We start from the raw sequence: 18330 nt of genomic DNA, 5'->3' as shown, positions 1-18330 counted from the left end.
CCTCATCCACCTCTTCCTCATTGAAAAAATATGAAATATCTTAACTGATTTAGTTCATAATATACAAAAGAAGAATTCCTGACAATAGTTTATGAACTAATTTAATTGTTCTATTACATATTTTTAATTAAACTAAAGTTGAGGTGAAACAAATGGACGGATTTCAACGCCGCAGGGAACAAAAAAAATTGAATATATTAGAGGCTGCCTTGGCTTTATTCATGGAGTATGGTGTCCAAAAGATTTCGATTGGGGAAATAGCAAAAAAAGCAAATGTATCTCAAGTAACGATATATAATTACTTCGAAAGCAAACATAATCTAATTCATGAGGTTTTTGTTTATTATACAGATAAGGCATTGGATGAATTTGAACAAATACTGGCCAGCAACATGGCCTTCCCTGAAAAAATAAAGCAGCTCATGTTCACGAAGAATGAAACAGCCAAACAAATTCATGAAGATTTTTATCAATATTTAATGAAGGAATATACTTCCGGAATCAATTATATGGAAAAAATATATACAGAAAAGGCCCTGCCCCGCTTTATCGATCTGTTTAACCAGGGGAAGGAACAAGGATATGTTGATCCGAACTTATCTAATGAAGCGATTTTATTTTATATAAAAGCAATGAATGAATATATCCAACGGGAAGAGGTTTATCAAAGCATCCTGCCTTTGACTGAGGATATTATGAAGATTTTGTTTTATGGGATCGTTGGGGAAAAAGAGAAATGATTTAAGAAAAAACGGTGTGAATCGATATTTCCCATTCACACCGTAAAATCTTATTTAGGAATTTCCTGCACTCTTTAAGTCAATGTTAATAATTTGGCTGAAGTGTAATTATATTTCTCGATTGATAAATCAAAAACGGCTCCCGCTTTTAAAAAGACCGTACTTTCAACGATTAATGTCGGATCACCTGGCTGCAAGTCCAAAAGCCTGGCATCATCGTCGTTAAGTTTTTCACACGAAATGATTTTATCCGCAAAACCGATATTCAACTTCAAATCCTCGACTATATATTCATAAATGGAACCATTTGCGATTTCTTTATTTATGATGGGGATGATATCTTTATTGAAAAAGGACTCTTCTATTACAATGGGTTCACCATTTAAGTATCTAACCCTTTTGAGGTTATAGATTTTGGTTTTTACCTGGCATTTCATTTGTTTGGCCAATTTTTCATCGGCTTCTATTAATTCTAACTTCAACACTTTACTTTTCATTTCATCATTTGGAAACACTTTGGTTAAGCCACCCATATCCCTCATCGAAATGCAGCCCGGTCTGGTAAATTCCCTAAGAAATATGCCGCTTCCTTGAACTTGATAGATATACCCCTGCTCAACCAATATGTTGATTGCTTTTCTAATGGTGTTCCTGCTGACATCGAACTTCTTCATCAACTCTTCTTCAGTAGGTAACTTAGTATTTAATGTATATTTTCCATCTACTATTTCTTTTTCCATTTGTTCTACGACCATTCTATACTTTACACCCATTTTTCCATATACCTTCCTCTATACATAATGATTAAGAACAATAATTTAGACTGAATGATAGGTTTTCTTTACAATAGTTTATTTTATAACGATTGTAAAGAATCCTCTGTTTCTTTCAGACTGCAGACGAAACCAAATTTGTCTCAGTTTTTTTATTTACCATTCCAGCTGATTCCAGAAATCCACTCCCTTTCCGCCGACTGTCTGCCAAGCCGCATCAAAGCGAGCGCCTGTGGGGTCTCGGCTAGCCAGTTTTTCGCCAGGAGTGTCGCATATTTCTTCCATCCAATAAGGATTACAGGTGAAAAACTTAAAGGATAAACTAGTCTTAAACATAATTCGGGATGAGATCAGCCTGCAGTTTTTATTTTAAAAAACGTTCCAGTTGATTGGAACGTAAGGTACGAGACTCCTGCGGGAAAAGCGTGGCCATGGGAGACCCCGCAGGCGACGCCGAGGGCGGACCGCCCGCGGAAAGCGAGTGCCTGGAGTGGAAATCAACGATCAGATTTACTAATCCTCAAAAACGTGCGAAACCATATACCTTAGGGTATTTATATATCATGATAACAAAGCGGATAACCAAGTGCGAAATGAGGAAGGAAAATAACTGATGAAGACCACAATAAATGAAGTCTCGAAAGAAAATGTAACGGATATTTTGAAATTGCGAATAAACGAAAAGCAAAAGGCTTACATCGAAACGACTGAACAATGTTTAAAAGACGCTAAGGAATGTAAATATTACAGGCCAGTTGGGCTCTATTATGATGATATCTTGGTCGGCTTTGCGATGTATGGATTTTTCCCTGGGGAAGGCGAAAATGGCAGAGCGTGGTTAGACCGCTTTTTCATTGACGCTGCACATCAGGGTTTCGGGCTTGGAAGTATCATGTTGGAGGCTTTAATAAAAAGAATAATAGAAGAATATGATTGTCCTGAAATCTATTTAAGCATAGTTGAAGATAATCAGGCTGCCCTTCATTTGTATAGGAAATTCGGCTTTGCATTCAATGGCGAATCAGATTATAAGAACGAAAAGCTCATGGTCAAAAAGGTGTAAGTATCTAGATCCCTTTCAACTAAAAGTATGTCAGTAAAAAAAGCCGCTTCCTCACTTTCCAGGAATCCGGCTTCTTTTGTTAAGTTGTTGATTTCATAGCGCACGGTATTTTTTTAAGCTAATGATATTGATGGTGATAAAAACGATGGCAAAGGCCAGGAGAATGAGCAGATCCAGTAAGACCTCATTGAACGTGAAACCTTTGTACATAATGCCGTTCATGGCATCCGATGCGTAATAGAGAGGCATGACCTTGCCGATTTTTTGGAGCCAGTCTGACATGCCATCCAATGGGAAAATCCCTGTAAAGAAGACTTGCGGCACGATGACCAACGGAATGAATTGTACCATTTGGAATTCAGATGTCGCGAAACTCGATAGTAATGTACCAAGCGATAATGCAACGAGCGCAACCAGTATATTCGTCAGTAAAACGAGCCAAATGGAGCCAACAAGGACGATATCCAATACATTGACAGCATATAGCACGACAATTATGGTTTGAACGAGAGCAAATAAGCCATATCCGATCACATAGCCCGCTACGATTTCGTGTCTTTTAATCGGGGTGGCAAGCAGCCGTTCCAACGTACCACTTGTACGCTCCTTCAAAAGCGCAATCCCCGCTATTAAAAATACAAAGAAGAAAACGAAAAAGCTGACGAGCATCGGACTGAAGGTATCAAAACCCTTTGTGTTGGCATCTCCGTAAACAAATTTCTCCTCAATTGAAGGAGTGTTTTTTTCATTCCCTTGCAAGCCTTGCATCATTTGCATTTGAACGGCCTTTGCCCGGGTCGGTTCGTCGTTCAAAAGTGTGAGTTTCATTTTGCCATTTTCAACATGCAGCCAGCCATCCGTATCCTTTTCAATCATCTTTTCCTGTGAGAATTCCTCAGCAGCCGTCACTTGAAAATCCGCTTTTTTCAATGCTTTAACGATCGTTTCATCACTGCCTGTAACAACGATTTTCATATCACTTGCCTCTGTATCGAAAATAAAATACATGAGCGTTAAAATGAGCAATGGAGCCAGGAAAAATAAAGCGAGCGTCCTTCGATCCCGGCGCATCTGCTGGGTAATACGAGTAACAAGAGAGGCAATTCTCATTTTAGGCTGCCTCCAATCCTTAAAAAAACATCATCAAGCGTTTCCGCGGCAAATTGAGTTTTTAAAGCTGCAGGGGTTCCTGCCGCGATGATTTCACCTTCACGCAGCATCGCCAGTTTATCGCATCGCTCCGCTTCATCCATCACATGCGTCGTGATGATGATCGTCTTATCATCTTCATTCCTTAAACGCTCAAGTTCCTCCCAAATCGATTGTTTCAGCAAAGGGTCTATTCCTACTGTCGGTTCATCCAAAATGAGAATCTCCGGATTTTGGATGAGTGCAACCGCAAGTGAAAGACGGCGTTTCATTCCCCCTGAATAATGGGCAACCCGAACGTTTAAATCATTCGTCAGCTGTACGATTTCAGCTGCATATTGAATGCGTTCCCTTCGTTCCTTTTTCGAAAAACGGTATAGCTTCGCAAAAAATTCGAGGTTTTCAGCTCCCGTCAGTTCTGTATATAAAGCATCGGACTGTGCCATATAGCCGACATCCATTAACAGGGCTTCATTTGGCACTTCATGATTCAGAACCGTGACTTTACCCGCATCGGGCTTAATCAATCCGACAATCATTTTAATCAAGGTCGTCTTTCCGCATCCGGATGGACCTAACAAGCCAAAAATTCCGCTTTTTTCAATATTCAGGCTCAATGGCTGAATGACCTTCTTCTGCTGAAAACCCTTAGCAATTCCATCAATGGAAATCGCATTTTTCATTGCACACACATCCTCCCTCTTTAATTAACACGGTGTTGAGTGTATCATCATTCTAAGGTAGCATTCGGTCTAATACAATCAACACATTTGGAAAAATGTTTAGTGAAGGAGACATTCCATGGCATCGATTCATGAGGATATGGTACAAAAGACGAAAAAGCAGATACAACATCATTTTATTGCACTTATTGAAGCAGAGGGGTTCTCACATGTATCCGTGAAGAAAATTGCAGAGCGTGCCAATATTAATCGGGGCACATTCTATTTGCATTACACAGATAAATATGAATTGATGGATCACTTACAGCAGGAATTGTTACATGAACTTCAAACTCGCATTACTGCCATTTTGCCTAAAGAGGCTTTTTTGGCTCTTAATCAACAGCAACTTTATCCGCCTTTCATAGCGATTTTTCAATTCATCAGTGAACATGCTCACGCATTAAGGGCCATTCTTGGTGATCAGGGCGACCCTTCTTTTGCGAAAAAAATAAAACGGGTTTTCGGGGAAGTACTGTTGGAGCGTTTGATCAGCCTTCATCCAGCAGCTAAAGATGAAGCATTCCGCATGTATATGCACGCCTTCCTGACATCGGCGATTTTAGGGGTGATTACTGAGTGGCTGGAGAACTGTGAAGAACAAACGGCGGAAGAAATGGCGAAAATCCATTTTCAAATCTTGAACTTCATCAGCCAATTGCGCACATTCATCCAATGAACGATTCATTAAAGGCATGTGCCATCAACATGCCTTTAAATCGGATTACATCTTTTCCTTCGCTTCTATCTCTACATCACCAACGGCATAATACCTGCTCTTGGAGGTCTTCATACTAAGCATCGACAACCATATGGATAAAGCGAACATGATCATGGAACCTGAAATCACCACGAACCGAATCGAAATGAAATGGGCTGAAACACCAACGATTGCGGTAGTAATGATGATCAATAAAGCTTCTAACAAGCCAAAAACACTTCCGACCCTGCCCATGATTTCCACAGGAATATTATTTTGATAAAAGGTTTGAAAGCCAGTGTTGGCAAAAGCCAATGAAAAGGCAATGATGAAAAATCCGATGGCGGCCAGTGAAAAGGAATTCGAAAAGGCAAAGATCATATAACCTATCGAGACAAATAAAGATCCAAGTCCAATCATGTGCGAGATTTTCACTTTACTGATGAATACGGCATTGACTATGGCACCAGCAATGATGCCTGCCCCGGCGACGCTTACAAGGAATCCGTAATCGCTGTCCGACAAAAGGAGCACGGCCTTGGCAAACGCAGCTTCTTGGGAATCGATGGCCGTTTCCATCACCACCATGCAGCTGAATAAGAAATAAATGAGCATGATATAAGAAGATTTCCGGCTGAAGTCCAGGACGATGCCCCAATCCTTTTTCATGATGGTCCAAGACAGGTAATGATTGGATTGTTCAAGGCGATGATCCTTTTCAAGATTAGGCATGAATAGAGTGATGATTCCGGATAATAATAAGGCAGCCGCGTTAATATAAATCGCTAAAACGGGCGTACCGATCAAGAAAAGGATACCCGCTAGCGCCGGTCCAATCAAAAAAGCTCCAGAATCCATTAAGCTTCGTAATGAATTAAATCGTTTCCTCTGTTCAACGGGTATTAATTTTGTTATATACGACCTAGATGTTGTGCCGAACATGGCCCCTGCCATATTGATCACGAAGACAAGGGAATACATGACCCAAATAGAAGAAGTCAAAGGCAGCAAGGCTATGAATACCGTGCGAAATAGGTCAAGTGCCGCCATTAGATTCCGCTTATTTATCCGGTCAATCACGCTCCCTGCCCACACATTCGTAAATATGGCAGCCATCGGTTTAACGATATAAAGTCCAGCTACCGCCAAGGCTGAATCAGTCATATCCAGAACGATTAAATTAAGGGCAATGAAATAAACCCAAGAACCAAAGTTGGAGATACCTATTCCGCACAAAAGAATGGAAGGGTATTTCCAGGATACCAATGCATTTCTTAATGTCATCGCTTCTCCCCCTTTGAACGTACAATATACAACCCCGTACCCAAGCAATCCGTCTCGGGACGGATCAATTTGCGATGCCACCTTCATGTGTCACCATACATCCCCAACAATCCTCGGCTGTTCTCGGAAAGTGGTCATTTCATTTTACTTTTCTTTACGTCCACATTAATTATTACTAAATTTTAACATTATTGGTCCAAAATTGTATATAACGCAAAAAAACTCATTCAAAATAAATGAGTTTAAAAGCAAAACAAGATATGGATTTTTCGCTCAGCGTTCCTGGATAGAACACAGGGAATTACAATAATTGAATACCGCAAATGAATGTTGGAATCAGTTGATTTACCTTGGGGAAAACAATTTTAAAAACGGATTCTTTTTCTTATCCGTTATCCTTAATTCATTCATGATGATTTGATCCTCATGATCGGCTATCCATTTCCTTAGTGCATCTTTATCCTGGCATTGTGTTAAATATGTTTGGCCACCCTTGCCTGTAGCATTAATAACATATCTATTGAACGTCTTCTCCATAATTGCCCGCCTTTTTAATAAAATGTATTGAATTTAAATAATAATGTACTGCTTTTTCCTTTATCTTTTACAAAAGAAACATAATATATCTATTACAAATTTCGATTGGCAATAGCATGTTCTGCTTGAAATTATTGAATAAAGTACATCGATGCCGGTTATCATAATTGGATTAATCGAACCTATCATAATGTGCTAACTAATATTTGTCAATACGTTTTTTTAATGTAAATAAAACGTAAATTTTCAGTTTTATTAAAGAAATATTTTTTTGCGATTTAGGGGTTTACAACTGCTAAATGATGGGAGTAGAATACGTTTATCAATTTAATACATTTCGGCCAAAACTCATGGTAAATGAGTACGGAGGACCCAATCATTTGGGGTTAATTCTGCCTTGCAGAAGGGATGAGATCAGCTCTTTCGCCATCCTACCCGTCAGCTAACTTCGTCGGCTAAAGCGAAGGAGGTCATAAGACCGCCTATTTCGGGAGCTTTTTTTGCACGCTTTTTGTGGCAATACAGCTATTCGATGTTTTCGCAGGTCTTTTTATTATGCCTTTTAAAAAGATTCGGAATGAGGATTGATGGTTAAGATATTCATACAGTTTTTCACATTTCATTTTTATAGGTAGGGATGATCAATTTGATAAAAGCAAAAAATTTGTTAGATCCGCCAAAAATACTTGTACTCGGCTTCGCCATCCTGATACTTATCGGGTCCTATTTATTGACCCTGCCGATTTCCACTGAAAGTGGGAATGGTCTTTCTTTTCTGGATGCTTTATTCACCGCAACATCCGCTACTTGTGTAACAGGGCTTGTCGTAGTGGATACGGGATCGACTTTCACCACTTTTGGTGAGCTGGTCATCTTAACACTGATTCAGATAGGCGGATTAGGGTTCATGTCATTTGCGACGTTTTTCTTTTTCCTTCTAGGCAAAAAGATTTCCTTAAAAGGCAGGTTACTCTTGCAGGAGTCCTTAAATAATCTATCCATGGCGGGTGTAGTCAGATTAGTGAAACGGCTTTTAATTTTCACGGCCATCATTGAAGGTGTGGGTGCCCTTATCTTATCGATTCGCTTTTCTTTTGACATGCCAACCGGCAAAGCGATCTATTACGGGGTTTTTCATTCCATCTCGAATTTCAATAATGCCGGCTTTGATTTAATGGGTGAATTCAGGAGTTTGACCCCATATGTATCCGATCCCTTCGTAACCCTTACCGTCATCTTCCTCATCACGTTTGGCGGGATAGGCTTTATCGTGATGAATGAACTATACGAATATCGTGACACCCATCGTTTATCCGTACATACGAAGGTGGTTCTGATGACTAGCTTGATCCTTACAATCACAGGTGCAATTTTAATCTTTTTATTCGAGTTCGGTAACGCCAAGACATTGCAGCCTTTATCTTTCATGGGTAAAATGCTGTCGTCTTTATTTCAATCGGTATCACCACGGACGGCAGGCTCCAACACGCTGAATATCCCTGATTTAACTCAGCCTGCATTACTGCTCATCATCTTCTTGATGTTCGTTGGGGCTTCACCCGGATCGACTGGCGGCGGGATTAAAACGACTACATTGGCCACGCTTGTCGGAACGGTTTGGTCACAGATCAAGGGAAAGGGTGATGTGGTTTTGTTCCGCCACCGCATCGTGAGTGAAACGATCTTTAAAGCATTATCCGTTACGTTCATTGGTGTATTCGTGGTTTCCATCATCTCCATTCTGCTGACCATCACTGAAAGCGGAACTGATTTCTTGATGATTTTGTTTGAAGCCACTTCAGCATTTGCCACCGTGGGACTTTCAATGGGTTTGACCCCAGAATTATCACCGGTTGGCCGGCTGCTCATCATTTTCACGATGTTTGCAGGCCGTGTTGGTCCTTTGACTTTTGCCTTTGCTATCGCCATGAGGCGCAAGCCAGATCCGTTCCGACGTCCAAAAGGGAAAATCATGATTGGTTAATAATGAATGAAGGAGTGTAAAAGATGGGAAAACGACAATACGCCGTGATAGGTTTAGGCAGATTTGGAACCAGTGTGGCCCATAGATTATATACGGCAGGCCAAGAGGTCTTAGGTATTGATGTGAACGAGGAAAGAGTCGAGAATGCGGAACTGAACGTTACCCATGCAGTCATGGCGGATACGACCGAAGAAGAGACATTGAAAGCAATCGGAATCCGTAATTTCGATTGTGTCATCGTAGCCATCGGAAATGACATGCAATCGAGCATTTTAACTACCTTGCTTTTAAAAGAGCTTGGAATCAAAAAGGTCATTGCCAAAGCACTTAATAAAAATCACGGTCAGGTGCTCACAAAAGTCGGTGCCGACTGGGTCATCTATCCTGAGAGGGATATGGGGGAACGGGTCGCGAATCAGCTCCTTTCCCCTAATATGCTGAACTATATAGAGCTTTCTAAAGAATACAATATCGAGGAAATCATCCTCCCCATGAGCATGAAGGGAAAAAGCCTCAGGGAGCTTGATTTACGGGCAAAATATAATATCAGTGTCATTGCCATCGTGAGTAATGGAGAAATTATCATAGCACCGTCACCGGATCAGGATATCCATGAAAAAGATATGCTTTTAGTGGTTGGCAATAAAGAAGATCTGGCCGTCTTTGCCAATATTGAATAATCGTTCCGGCTCTTGCTCCTATTTTGAAGGCTAATACATACGAGAAGACCGCCATATGGAGGTCTTCTCGATGAAATTTATAACGAACATGCCCGTGCCCTGGATATGTATGTATTATTTTATCGTACTGATCGCTTGGGCAAGAGTGGACTTTATCGTCACTTTATCAAAAGGAAGTTGAAGCTTAACGGCAGTCATGGCTATTTCCGGCCGAAGTCCTGAAAGGGTTGTTTGAATTCCGATCAAATGCAAGGATTCAATCAATTGAGACAGCTGGTGTGCGGATCCGCTATCAATTGCATGAACGCCAGATAGGTCAATGAAAAGTCTGGAGACATTTTTTTCAGCGCACTTTTGTAAGGTGTTTTCAAGCAAGGACATGCCTCTCGTCGTGTCAATATCGCCTATCAGGGGAAGCAATGCCGTGTTATCTTTAAGGGAAATGATGGGTGTGCTCAATTCATCGATCGTTGCCTGTTGGGCTTTCATGATTTTATTGGCATACCTGTGATTCGCTTCCGTAAACCGCTCCATCACTTCACTGAACACCTTCACCACTATCCGATACCAGGAGTTTATTTCCTCCTGTGTATATTGATCTCCATGCAATTTCACAAACCGGTCAATATAATCCAGATATTGCTCTTGTGTACGGAAAAACTCCCTCAATATAAAATAGATGGGTGTGTTTAAATGCTGCTCATCCTGACCGATTTCTTCAATCCAATCACCAAGCCTCTTAAAGAATTCCCTCTCCTCTGTATCAAAAACCTGAAAGAAACGTAAATGGAATTCATTATTTTGCTGCTTAAGTTTTTTAATCACTTTGGGATCGGATGAGCTATAAACACCCGCACTATCACATTTATTCAATGATGCGTACCATTCCTCAGTCAATTGTGCAGCCACACCCAATAAAAAGGAATATAATTCTTTATTTACGTGCATAAACTCCTCCTATTTAGTTTTTATAAAAAGCAATCGATAAATCTAATTTATCAACAAAGCAAGCATTGAAGACAACTTCTTCCATACTTAAAACCTTATGCTCTCTGATACCTGATGGCCCCCTCTTTCCATATACCTTCCCAGCTGTTTTTGAAACCATGTTTTTTAAAAAAAGATCAGCAAAAGCCTTCATCTATCATTCTGGTAAATCTGCGTTCCCAAAACTTCATAGTGTTTTAATAGTTTACCATTTTTATTTTTTGTTAACAATTCCCACACAAAAAAGGACCTGATCCCAGATCCTCCGTTTAAAACCATTTCGCCTTCTCATTTCCTAAATAAAGCCGTCCATAAACCTTGCACCCCAAAGGTTTCATCCGATTGTTCCATTTTCCTCATTTTCCGTATTTCCACCACTTCGAATTCCTTGAAGATCATTCTGAGTTTTTCTTCGGTAAAACCTAAACCGCCTTTAAGGCTTCTTTGCCTATATACTTCCCAATCTGAAATATCGGAACCACCCAATATGCCGCCTTCGACAAAACAAGTGATCGAATACAACCCCTTAGGCCTTAACGCCTTTTTCACCATCTCCAAATAATTCATCCTTCGATGTGGAGCAATATGGTGAAAACAACCTGAATCATATACGAAGTCATATTGTCCTTTTGCAATATCCAAATCAAATATATTCCCTTGAATGAAGTTCACTTGGACTTTTTTATCTCCTGCCCGTTCTTTTCCCCATTCAAGGGCTTCCTTCGAAAGGTCCACCGCATCAACGGAACAGCCCTTTTGAGCAAGGTAAATGGCATTTCTGCCAGGTCCGCATCCAAGCTCAAGAACCTTCCCTGGCCCAATTAACCCACCATCAAAATATGAAACCAAATTCTCATCAGGGAAATTTTCGAAAAAGGGAACCCCTTTTGTGCGATCTTCATAAAAACCATTCCAGAATCCAGTTGGTTCACGCAATAATGAGTCCAGCATGTTCAACAGATCTTCATAGGTTGTAATCGCCTCCGACAAAACCATCACCTCTTCCATTTTATCCCACCATTTAATTATACTCATTTCGCCCAGTGGCTCTGTAACAGCCGCATCAAAAATGCGTTACATATGACGTTCAGACACCAGTGGACCTTGTTGTTATATAATGCTCACTGGAATTTAAAGGTATCAATGATGCATGCAAACTGCCTTCTGATGATATGATCATTTCTTACTCAATAACCGGATGATCAGCTCATTAACCATGTTAGGGAAGACATGGGTTTTATACATGCATGTCAAATATTACATGTTCTTTACAGCGTATCCGGTTTAGCTTCAAAAAAACAAAACTCAGCTCTATGTGGTATCCTGATGTCCTCACAACCGTTTACTGATGATTATCTTTCTATACATTCCATTCAGCATGATCGGCCGATCTTCTTCAATTTCCATATTCTTCTCATGTCCACTGAACAAGTCTTCAAACCTCAAGCCAATATCCGTTCCTAAAAATCGAATGATCGGCCTCAGAAGCTTTTTGGGCACTGAAAGCCGTTCATCTTTAGAAATAAACTTATCGAATAGTATTATTTTCCCCTCGCCTTTTACAACCCTAATCATTTCCCGAAGACATTCATTGGCATCAGGTACGACGGAAAGAACCAAACTTCCCACTACATAGTCAAACGATTCATTAGCGAATTCCATATGCTGTGCATCCATCTCGAGGAAACTGATCGATGCATCATCAAATTTCCCCATCGCTTTTTTTAGCATATCCGCCGACAGGTCTATTGCCGTTATCTCAAGGTCAAGGTTTTTGATCAACTCCAAATCGGCCCCCGTACCTACTCCCACAAACAGGACCTTTGCATGATCATGAAAATCCAGCTCTTCAAACATTTTTTTCCTGGCATCTAAAAAGAGATAAGAGTTGAAGACTTTGTCATAAACCGGCGACCAAAATTTATAAATCACTTTATTCCACGAATTATTCAACATCCCCACCCCCTTACATACATCTTCCATGAAACATCATAAATCCCTTCCAAACGGATATTATCTCTGGAAAATTAGTACAATTAAAAAGTATATGCGATGCAGTGATTCACTAAAATCGGCATGTTTCTTTTCATAAACCCTCCAAATCTGTATGATCCATAGTAACCAAACTACATTGACTGTCATAGTAATATACTATAAGATATACCAAAGGAGGTGAGGATTTGGTTCAACGACAACTATCCTCTGACTTGCTTCGCGGACATGTAGATACGATGATTCTAAAACTCCTGCAAAGTGGCGATAAATATGGTTATGAAATCAGCAAACTGATATATACGAATTCCAATGAGCAATATGAAATTAAGGAAGCGACGATGTATTCCAGCCTGAAACGGCTGGAAAAGGATGGATGCATCATCTCTTATTGGGGAGATGCCACACAAGGCGGAAGAAGGAAATATTACAAAATCACCATAATCGGGGAAAACACATATATCCAAAATAAAAATGACTGGGAGCAGGCCAAGCGAATACTTGAGCGCCTTCTCTAAGAAGGGAAGATGAAATTTGATTGAAAAACTGAATGCACATGTTCATGGCATTTTTGCCCCGTGCAAAAACAGCAACGGAATTGGAAGAAGAACTGCTGCAAAACTTACTGGAAAAATACGATGACCATAGAAGGAATGGTGCCAGTGAACAGGAAGCGTTCAAGCTGACTGTTGATTCGATTGGGGAGGTATCAGAGCTCATGGAATCCCTCAACCTACAATACAATGTGCTTGAGCAGGCGATAAGCATGGACTACTCCAGGCATCGCTTATTGGATTCCGACTTCCGCTCGGTTTCGGTCCATGATGGGAAGTTCAATTCCTGCGATTTAAGCCGTTCTGACTTCAGCCATTCCGACCTGACGAACAGCACATTTAAAAACAGTAACTTAGATCATTGCATCTTTGAAAACGCCAATTTAACTGGCACCTTATTTAAAAGTGCAAATTTAAAAGGCGTAACTTTCAAGAACAGCATTTATAATAAAACCCATTTTAAAAGCTGTAATCTATCTGGTCTTATATTCGATGGGGAAACTTTCAAACAAACCATTTTCGAAGGCTCTTCATTGAGAAAGGCATCATTTCGCGATGCCACCCTCATCAATGTTCAATTTCGGATGTCCGATTTAAAGAAAATCGACTTTACTGGAGCTTCGATGGATAAACTCACTTACAACTTTTTACATGGAGCAAAGGTTGATCTTAGCGGCGTGACCCTCATCTAAAGGACAGCGATTGTCGCTTCCACCCTGCGTTTCCGATTTACAAGAACCCTGTGCTAAGACACGTAACGTCTTAGCACAGGGTTTTTTCCATATACTTTTTCAGGCTTGTATCTCATTATGTCTTTAAACTTCCACTTCAAATTCTTTAACGTAGACAGCATTGCCGGTGATTTCAATATCGTATGTGCCATCGTTCTTGGTAGCTGTAACGCTAACTCTGCCATCCTTTCCGATTTCATGCCCCTGTTCGATTAACAGATGCACCTCATCTTCAAGATCATCCTTTATGTATTTTGCATAATAAGCGCCCATTACACCTGAAGCCGTTCCTGTAACCGGGTCTTCAAGCGTACCTGAATAGGGCGAGGAAAAATGCCGGGCATGCATATGGGCATCACTATCGTACGTTTCCAGGCAAAAGGGATGAACGGAAGCTCTTGGCATTTCCTTTAATAATTGCGGAAACAGGCTATTGTTGGCCTTCATCCTTTTAAATGAACTTCTTTCTTTTACCGGAACCAGTAAAGTCCATAAACCTGTACTTCCATAAACAATAGGTAATTCACTTTCAAGCTCTTCTATATCAAGGCCGAGGGAATTGGCTAAGCCACCTTTATCTCCGTTAAACGCTTCAAACTGCGGCGCGGCCTGCTTCATCGTAATATATATATCTTGATTCGGCGTCGCATGGATCTTGATTGGCAATATTCCCGCTCCTGTTTCAATCATCAGCTCATCTTTATCCAATATTCCCCTGGTCTTCAGTGCATGGATGGTAGCCATTGTCGCGTGTCCGCAAAGATTCATTTCGTGTCCCGGTGTAAAATAACGGATTCTAAGATCGGCAATATCTGATTCCATCGGAAAAGAGGTTTCATTGAACCCCACCTTCATCGCTATATCCTGCATTTCCATTTCGGTCAGTCCATCCGCATCTAAAACCACACCTGCCGGATTTCCTTTATTCGGTTTACTGCTGAACGCATCGTAATGAAAGACCCTTACCGTTTTCAAATCTAACATCTCCTATTAATTGAATGGTGCTTCTATTTAATAGTAATTCTATATCTCTATCCATATCCCTTTTTCGTCCTATAGTAAGTGAAACAACCATTGATTTTATTTTCTGACTATTATACAATTACTCAAATTCATCAAATGTAAAATTCCATGAAGGGAAGGAGTACGTTATCTTTCTGTTCCAAAGAGAGCTGGTGCTTTGCTGAAAGCCAGTGTCCAGAATCTGACCGAAGATCATCCCCGAGAAGTAAAGCCGAAGCTTCAGTAAGCTTTACCGGTTTCCCCCCGTTAAATGGGAAAACGCATTCATGTGCGTTTGTCATTAAACAAGAGTGGTACCGCGAGTTCAAATCTCGTCTCTTAATGAGACGGGATTTTTTGTATGTAAACCAATCAATGAAAATATCGGGAAAGCGGGTGCAGGAGTCATGCAGACACTATTATTCGTAACGGATTTATACTATGAGGCAAAAGGAAGAAATTATTATGAGGAGGATTTGTTTCTTACCTCGAAGCTTAGAGAGGATTTTCAGTTAGTACTTTGCCATCCTGAAGACATTGAAACGTTTGAAAAGGATTTTGACTTGATCGTCTTTCGAAATGCCGGTCCAGTATCCAATTTTAAAGACAAGTATCTAGCATTCCGTAATAGAGTGGCTGCTGGTTATTTGAAAACATACAACTCATTTGTTGGAAAGGCTGATATGAACGATAAGGAATACTTAATTGAACTGACGAATGCCCAATTCCATGTCATTCCGACCATCGATACACTTGAATCTTTAAATAAACTTCCCAATGTGGAAACGTATATAGTGAAGCCGAAAGATGGCGCGGATTCCATCGGTTTGGAATTTGCCGCGAAAGAAGAATTGGGAGATAAAATGGATGCAGAATCAAAGAACACATTGGTACAGCCATTTATCAACTTTGAGTATGAAGTCTCTTTTTATTTTATCGATAAAGAATTTCAGTACGCCCTTTATGCGCCTGATATAGAGAAAAGATGGGAATTAAAAGAATATGCCCCTACTGAAGCAGACCTGGCTTTTGCTAAACGATTTATTGAATGGAACAATCTTGATTGGGGCATCCAACGAGTAGATGCCTGTCGGAATGAGCAAGGTGAACTTTTATTAGTAGAACTGGAAGATTTAAATCCGTACCTTTCCCTGTTGGAATTACCCGAAGAAACACGCCAAAATTTTGTAAAAGCCATGAAAAAATCCTTAATGAAAGCACTTCAGGCTTAGTATAAAGTGCAAGGTAGGTCGAATAACTGCGTCAACGGCGGAAAAAAGTTAGCAGAAAAAATATGGAAATAGCAGAAGACAAAGAAGAAAATAAAAAGTGGTGGAAGTTTTGGGATTAAACTTTCACCACTTTATTTATGGACAAATAAGAATCTCACTTGCAAGCTCCGATTTTATGAATCGCTGGTGAGGTTTGCGATCCCTTCTTTTTAGCCGTCATTTAGAAAAACGACTCCTTTTTAATTTATATTTTTGGCCGTTTACTGTTTGCGAATATTTTATTAACTATTGTGTGACTTATTATATAAACCGGTATGATTAACAAATATATATAAACATTATGTGGCATATACTCAGTAAAATAGCGAATGAATATGATTAACCATATAATTAATACTAAATACTTTAATTCAATTTTCATTTAACTATCTCCTTTTAGGAATTCGGTTAGTATATCAAACTTTGTAATATCGTCTAGAGGAAAATCGAGAAAAAAGGAATTCCCACTTTTCCCAAAAAGAAAAAAGCCTGAAGCGGTTTTTCTGCTCCAGGCTCTTTTTTTAGCTTTTGGTCTTCATGTAAATTTGAAACAAAGTTTGATCAAAACACGCTATAAATATATTTAGATTTAGCATTGAACTAAAGAATTAATACCAACGAGTATATAAATATTCCCACCAATAACCACCACCATATACACCTTGAAAGAGAACCTTAACAGTAGCACGTGCAGTATACCCTGCATCATTAACCTGCATAAAGTTTAATGAAAATAGATTTAAAATGACCTAAGATATTTGACTGCCGTCTCAGCATATATCTCGGCAGATTCTACTAAGTTCTCCACTGAAACCCGCTCATCGTACCCATGGATAGTGTGTTCCAGCCCAGGACCGTAAAGGACGGTATCAATACCATGGCGCCGGAAGTGACTGGCATCACTTGAACCAAGCAAAAGTACGCTGAAGACGGGTTCCTCCATTCCAAGGACACTCTGGATTCCCAGTTCTATGGCCCTCACAATTGGACGATTCTCTAAGGTCCAGTTCGGGTTAGTACAGGGTACCATTGGCTCTACAACCGCACCTGGCGCTACAGCACTAACAAGATTCCTAGCGACATCAAGTACAAACTCGGGCTTCATACCGAATGGAACCCGGGTATCCACTTTAATGATACACTTGTCTGCGACGACGTTCACATTTGTTCCGCCCTGAATTACACCTGGATTGTAAGAGGGACGATAAAGTAACTGTGACAGTAAGGGATTTCCTAGACGCTGAGATAGGAGCCACTCAGTATTGTACAAAAGTTGACAAGGCTCTGCCGGAGGCGTTGCCTTGAGCTCACATAGCTTGGTTAGTGCTTCGACCGCGGCTGCCCCTCTTCGTACGGCGGAGATTCCATAAAGCGGTTGTAGGCTGCCATGATCTGCCTGACCTGGTATGATCACCTGCATCCATGCCTTGCCCTTTTCACCGGCATTCGGATGGTGGGGGTCCGTTGGTTCACCAATCAGACAAGCATCACCCTTAATCAATCCTTGATCCAGGAGCGAGGCCACCTCAATGCCGCCAGTCTCTTCATCCGGAGAGGCAATAACTCCTAGGCTACCTTTCAAATTAAGAGTGGGGGCGAACTCCTGAAGTAGTCCAGCCACAAAAATCAGTGATGCCAAGCCTCCTTTCATATCGGAGGCTCCCCTACCCAAAAGCATACCTGCTCTGACTTCTCCTGAGAAAGGATCGAAGGTCCAATGTGAACAATCGCCTGCAGGTACGACATCTGTATGTCCACAAAATAGGAGCCGTGTACCAGGTACCCTGGTTAAGGGAGCATCACAGACCACGGTAACCAGCGCATTTTCGCTACGGCGATGCTCGGTAATCAAGAACCCTTTTGCTGCTAGGTATCGGCTAATATGGCGTCCCATTTCTGCTGACTGCTTCATAAACTCGGGCGATGGATTTTCAGTTGGAATTCGAATAAATGAAGCAGCAAGTTCGACTAATTCCTGTTGCCTTGACCTTATCAGCTGCCGGATTATTCTGGTACTCATATAAATACATCCCCTCCATGTCCAGTATTAGCTGCAGTATTTCTATACTATTCTATGTGCTGTTCCTAGATCATATTTCTGGGGTTAAAAGTGGGGAAACATTTGATACATGCTATTTAAAGTCGCGTTCAATGCTATAGT

Annotated in this window: 19 protein-coding genes, 1 riboswitch and 1 other annotated feature; of the genes, 8 read left to right on the top strand and 11 right to left on the bottom strand. The window is 40.6% G+C overall.

What is annotated here, in order from left to right:
• Window positions 1-152: 152 nt before the first annotated feature.
• Entirely contained in the window at window positions 153-740 is a 588-nt protein-coding gene (locus ACZ9AO_RS21380; RefSeq protein WP_063596019.1) for a TetR/AcrR family transcriptional regulator, read from the top strand.
• 74 nt (window positions 741-814) lie between these two features.
• Here the strand turns inward: ACZ9AO_RS21380 and ACZ9AO_RS21375 are convergent, their stop codons facing one another.
• Window positions 815-1513 carry a GntR family transcriptional regulator gene (locus ACZ9AO_RS21375; RefSeq protein ID WP_476110287.1) on the bottom strand — a complete coding sequence of 233 codons (699 nt, stop codon included), beginning with the start codon at window positions 1511-1513 and terminating at the stop codon, window positions 815-817.
• Between the two features lie 613 nt (window positions 1514-2126).
• Between ACZ9AO_RS21375 and ACZ9AO_RS21370 the strand changes: the two genes are divergently transcribed.
• A complete protein-coding gene (locus tag ACZ9AO_RS21370) occupies window positions 2127-2576 on the top strand; it encodes a GNAT family N-acetyltransferase (RefSeq protein ID WP_476110285.1) in 450 nt (149 codons plus the stop codon).
• 93 nt (window positions 2577-2669) lie between these two features.
• Here the strand turns inward: ACZ9AO_RS21370 and ACZ9AO_RS21365 are convergent, their stop codons facing one another.
• Together ACZ9AO_RS21365 and ACZ9AO_RS21360 are read right to left on the bottom strand one after the other, a co-directional pair.
• The gene (locus ACZ9AO_RS21365) at window positions 2670-3686 is read right to left on the bottom strand and encodes an ABC transporter permease (RefSeq protein ID WP_476110283.1); all 1017 of its coding nucleotides are present in this window, start codon (window positions 3684-3686) and stop codon (window positions 2670-2672) included.
• Window positions 3683-4408: an ABC transporter ATP-binding protein gene (locus ACZ9AO_RS21360; protein ID WP_476110282.1), complete on the bottom strand. Its 726-nt coding sequence runs from the start codon at window positions 4406-4408 to the stop codon at window positions 3683-3685. The genes ACZ9AO_RS21365 and ACZ9AO_RS21360 overlap by 4 nt, the downstream gene beginning before the upstream one ends.
• A 118-nt stretch (window positions 4409-4526) precedes the next feature.
• Here ACZ9AO_RS21360 and ACZ9AO_RS21355 point away from each other — a divergent pair, with 118 nt between their 5' ends.
• Window positions 4527-5126 carry a TetR/AcrR family transcriptional regulator gene (locus ACZ9AO_RS21355; RefSeq protein WP_063589913.1) on the top strand — a complete coding sequence of 200 codons (600 nt, stop codon included), beginning with the start codon at window positions 4527-4529 and terminating at the stop codon, window positions 5124-5126.
• Window positions 5127-5171: 45 nt separating this feature from the next.
• Here the strand turns inward: ACZ9AO_RS21355 and ACZ9AO_RS21350 are convergent, their stop codons facing one another.
• Window positions 5172-6431 carry an MFS transporter gene (locus tag ACZ9AO_RS21350; protein WP_476110280.1) on the bottom strand — a complete coding sequence of 420 codons (1260 nt, stop codon included), beginning with the start codon at window positions 6429-6431 and terminating at the stop codon, window positions 5172-5174.
• Window positions 6432-6776: 345 nt separating this feature from the next.
• A complete protein-coding gene (locus tag ACZ9AO_RS21345) occupies window positions 6777-6968 on the bottom strand; it encodes a hypothetical protein (protein WP_034310797.1) in 192 nt (63 codons plus the stop codon).
• A gap of 329 nt (window positions 6969-7297) precedes the next feature.
• Window positions 7298-7440: riboswitch (cyclic di-AMP (ydaO/yuaA leader) on the top strand.
• A 174-nt stretch (window positions 7441-7614) separates the two neighbouring features.
• Between ACZ9AO_RS21345 and ACZ9AO_RS21340 the strand changes: the two genes are divergently transcribed.
• Complete coding sequence (locus tag ACZ9AO_RS21340; RefSeq protein WP_251543463.1) at window positions 7615-8952, top strand: TrkH family potassium uptake protein; 1338 nt, start codon at window positions 7615-7617, stop codon at window positions 8950-8952.
• 23 nt (window positions 8953-8975) lie between these two features.
• Window positions 8976-9632 carry a potassium channel family protein gene (locus ACZ9AO_RS21335; RefSeq protein WP_034310793.1) on the top strand — a complete coding sequence of 219 codons (657 nt, stop codon included), beginning with the start codon at window positions 8976-8978 and terminating at the stop codon, window positions 9630-9632.
• Window positions 9633-9746: 114 nt separating this feature from the next.
• On the opposite strand, the gene ACZ9AO_RS21330 is transcribed toward ACZ9AO_RS21335, so the two are convergent.
• The 4 genes from ACZ9AO_RS21330 to ACZ9AO_RS21315 form a co-directional block, all read right to left on the bottom strand.
• The gene (locus ACZ9AO_RS21330; protein ID WP_251543462.1) at window positions 9747-10580 is read right to left on the bottom strand and encodes an STAS domain-containing protein; all 834 of its coding nucleotides are present in this window, start codon (window positions 10578-10580) and stop codon (window positions 9747-9749) included.
• 13 nt (window positions 10581-10593) lie between these two features.
• A complete protein-coding gene (locus ACZ9AO_RS21325) occupies window positions 10594-10773 on the bottom strand; it encodes a hypothetical protein (protein WP_476110277.1) in 180 nt (59 codons plus the stop codon).
• 134 nt (window positions 10774-10907) lie between these two features.
• On the bottom strand, window positions 10908-11627 hold the full coding sequence (locus ACZ9AO_RS21320) for a class I SAM-dependent methyltransferase (protein ID WP_476110275.1): 720 nt from the start codon (window positions 11625-11627) through the stop codon (window positions 10908-10910).
• 324 nt (window positions 11628-11951) lie between these two features.
• A complete protein-coding gene (locus ACZ9AO_RS21315; protein WP_251543478.1) occupies window positions 11952-12572 on the bottom strand; it encodes a class I SAM-dependent methyltransferase in 621 nt (206 codons plus the stop codon).
• A 278-nt stretch (window positions 12573-12850) separates the two neighbouring features.
• Here ACZ9AO_RS21315 and ACZ9AO_RS21310 point away from each other — a divergent pair, with 278 nt between their 5' ends.
• Both ACZ9AO_RS21310 and ACZ9AO_RS21305 read left to right on the top strand, forming a co-directional pair.
• Complete coding sequence (locus ACZ9AO_RS21310) at window positions 12851-13129, top strand: PadR family transcriptional regulator (RefSeq protein ID WP_476110319.1); 279 nt, start codon at window positions 12851-12853, stop codon at window positions 13127-13129.
• Between the two features lie 44 nt (window positions 13130-13173).
• Window positions 13174-13857 (top strand): pentapeptide repeat-containing protein, encoded by a 684-nt coding sequence (locus ACZ9AO_RS21305; protein ID WP_251543458.1) that lies wholly within the window; start codon window positions 13174-13176, stop codon window positions 13855-13857.
• A gap of 123 nt (window positions 13858-13980) precedes the next feature.
• Here ACZ9AO_RS21305 and ACZ9AO_RS21300 read toward each other — a convergent pair whose 3' ends face one another.
• Complete coding sequence (locus ACZ9AO_RS21300; RefSeq protein WP_476110272.1) at window positions 13981-14871, bottom strand: PhzF family phenazine biosynthesis protein; 891 nt, start codon at window positions 14869-14871, stop codon at window positions 13981-13983.
• A gap of 147 nt (window positions 14872-15018) precedes the next feature.
• Window positions 15019-15241: a binding site (T-box leader), on the top strand.
• 64 nt (window positions 15242-15305) lie between these two features.
• On the opposite strand from ACZ9AO_RS21300, the gene ACZ9AO_RS21295 reads away from it, so the two are divergent.
• Entirely contained in the window at window positions 15306-16130 is an 825-nt protein-coding gene (locus ACZ9AO_RS21295; protein ID WP_476110270.1) for an ATP-grasp domain-containing protein, read from the top strand.
• Window positions 16131-16908: 778 nt separating this feature from the next.
• On the opposite strand, the gene ACZ9AO_RS21290 is transcribed toward ACZ9AO_RS21295, so the two are convergent.
• Window positions 16909-18189 (bottom strand): M20 family metallopeptidase, encoded by a 1281-nt coding sequence (locus ACZ9AO_RS21290; protein ID WP_476110268.1) that lies wholly within the window; start codon window positions 18187-18189, stop codon window positions 16909-16911.
• Between the last annotated feature and the right edge of the window lie 141 nt (window positions 18190-18330).

It is taken from the genome of Peribacillus sp. TE19612, assembly GCF_056279465.1.
This window is presented reverse-complemented; position numbering and strand designations above follow the sequence as displayed.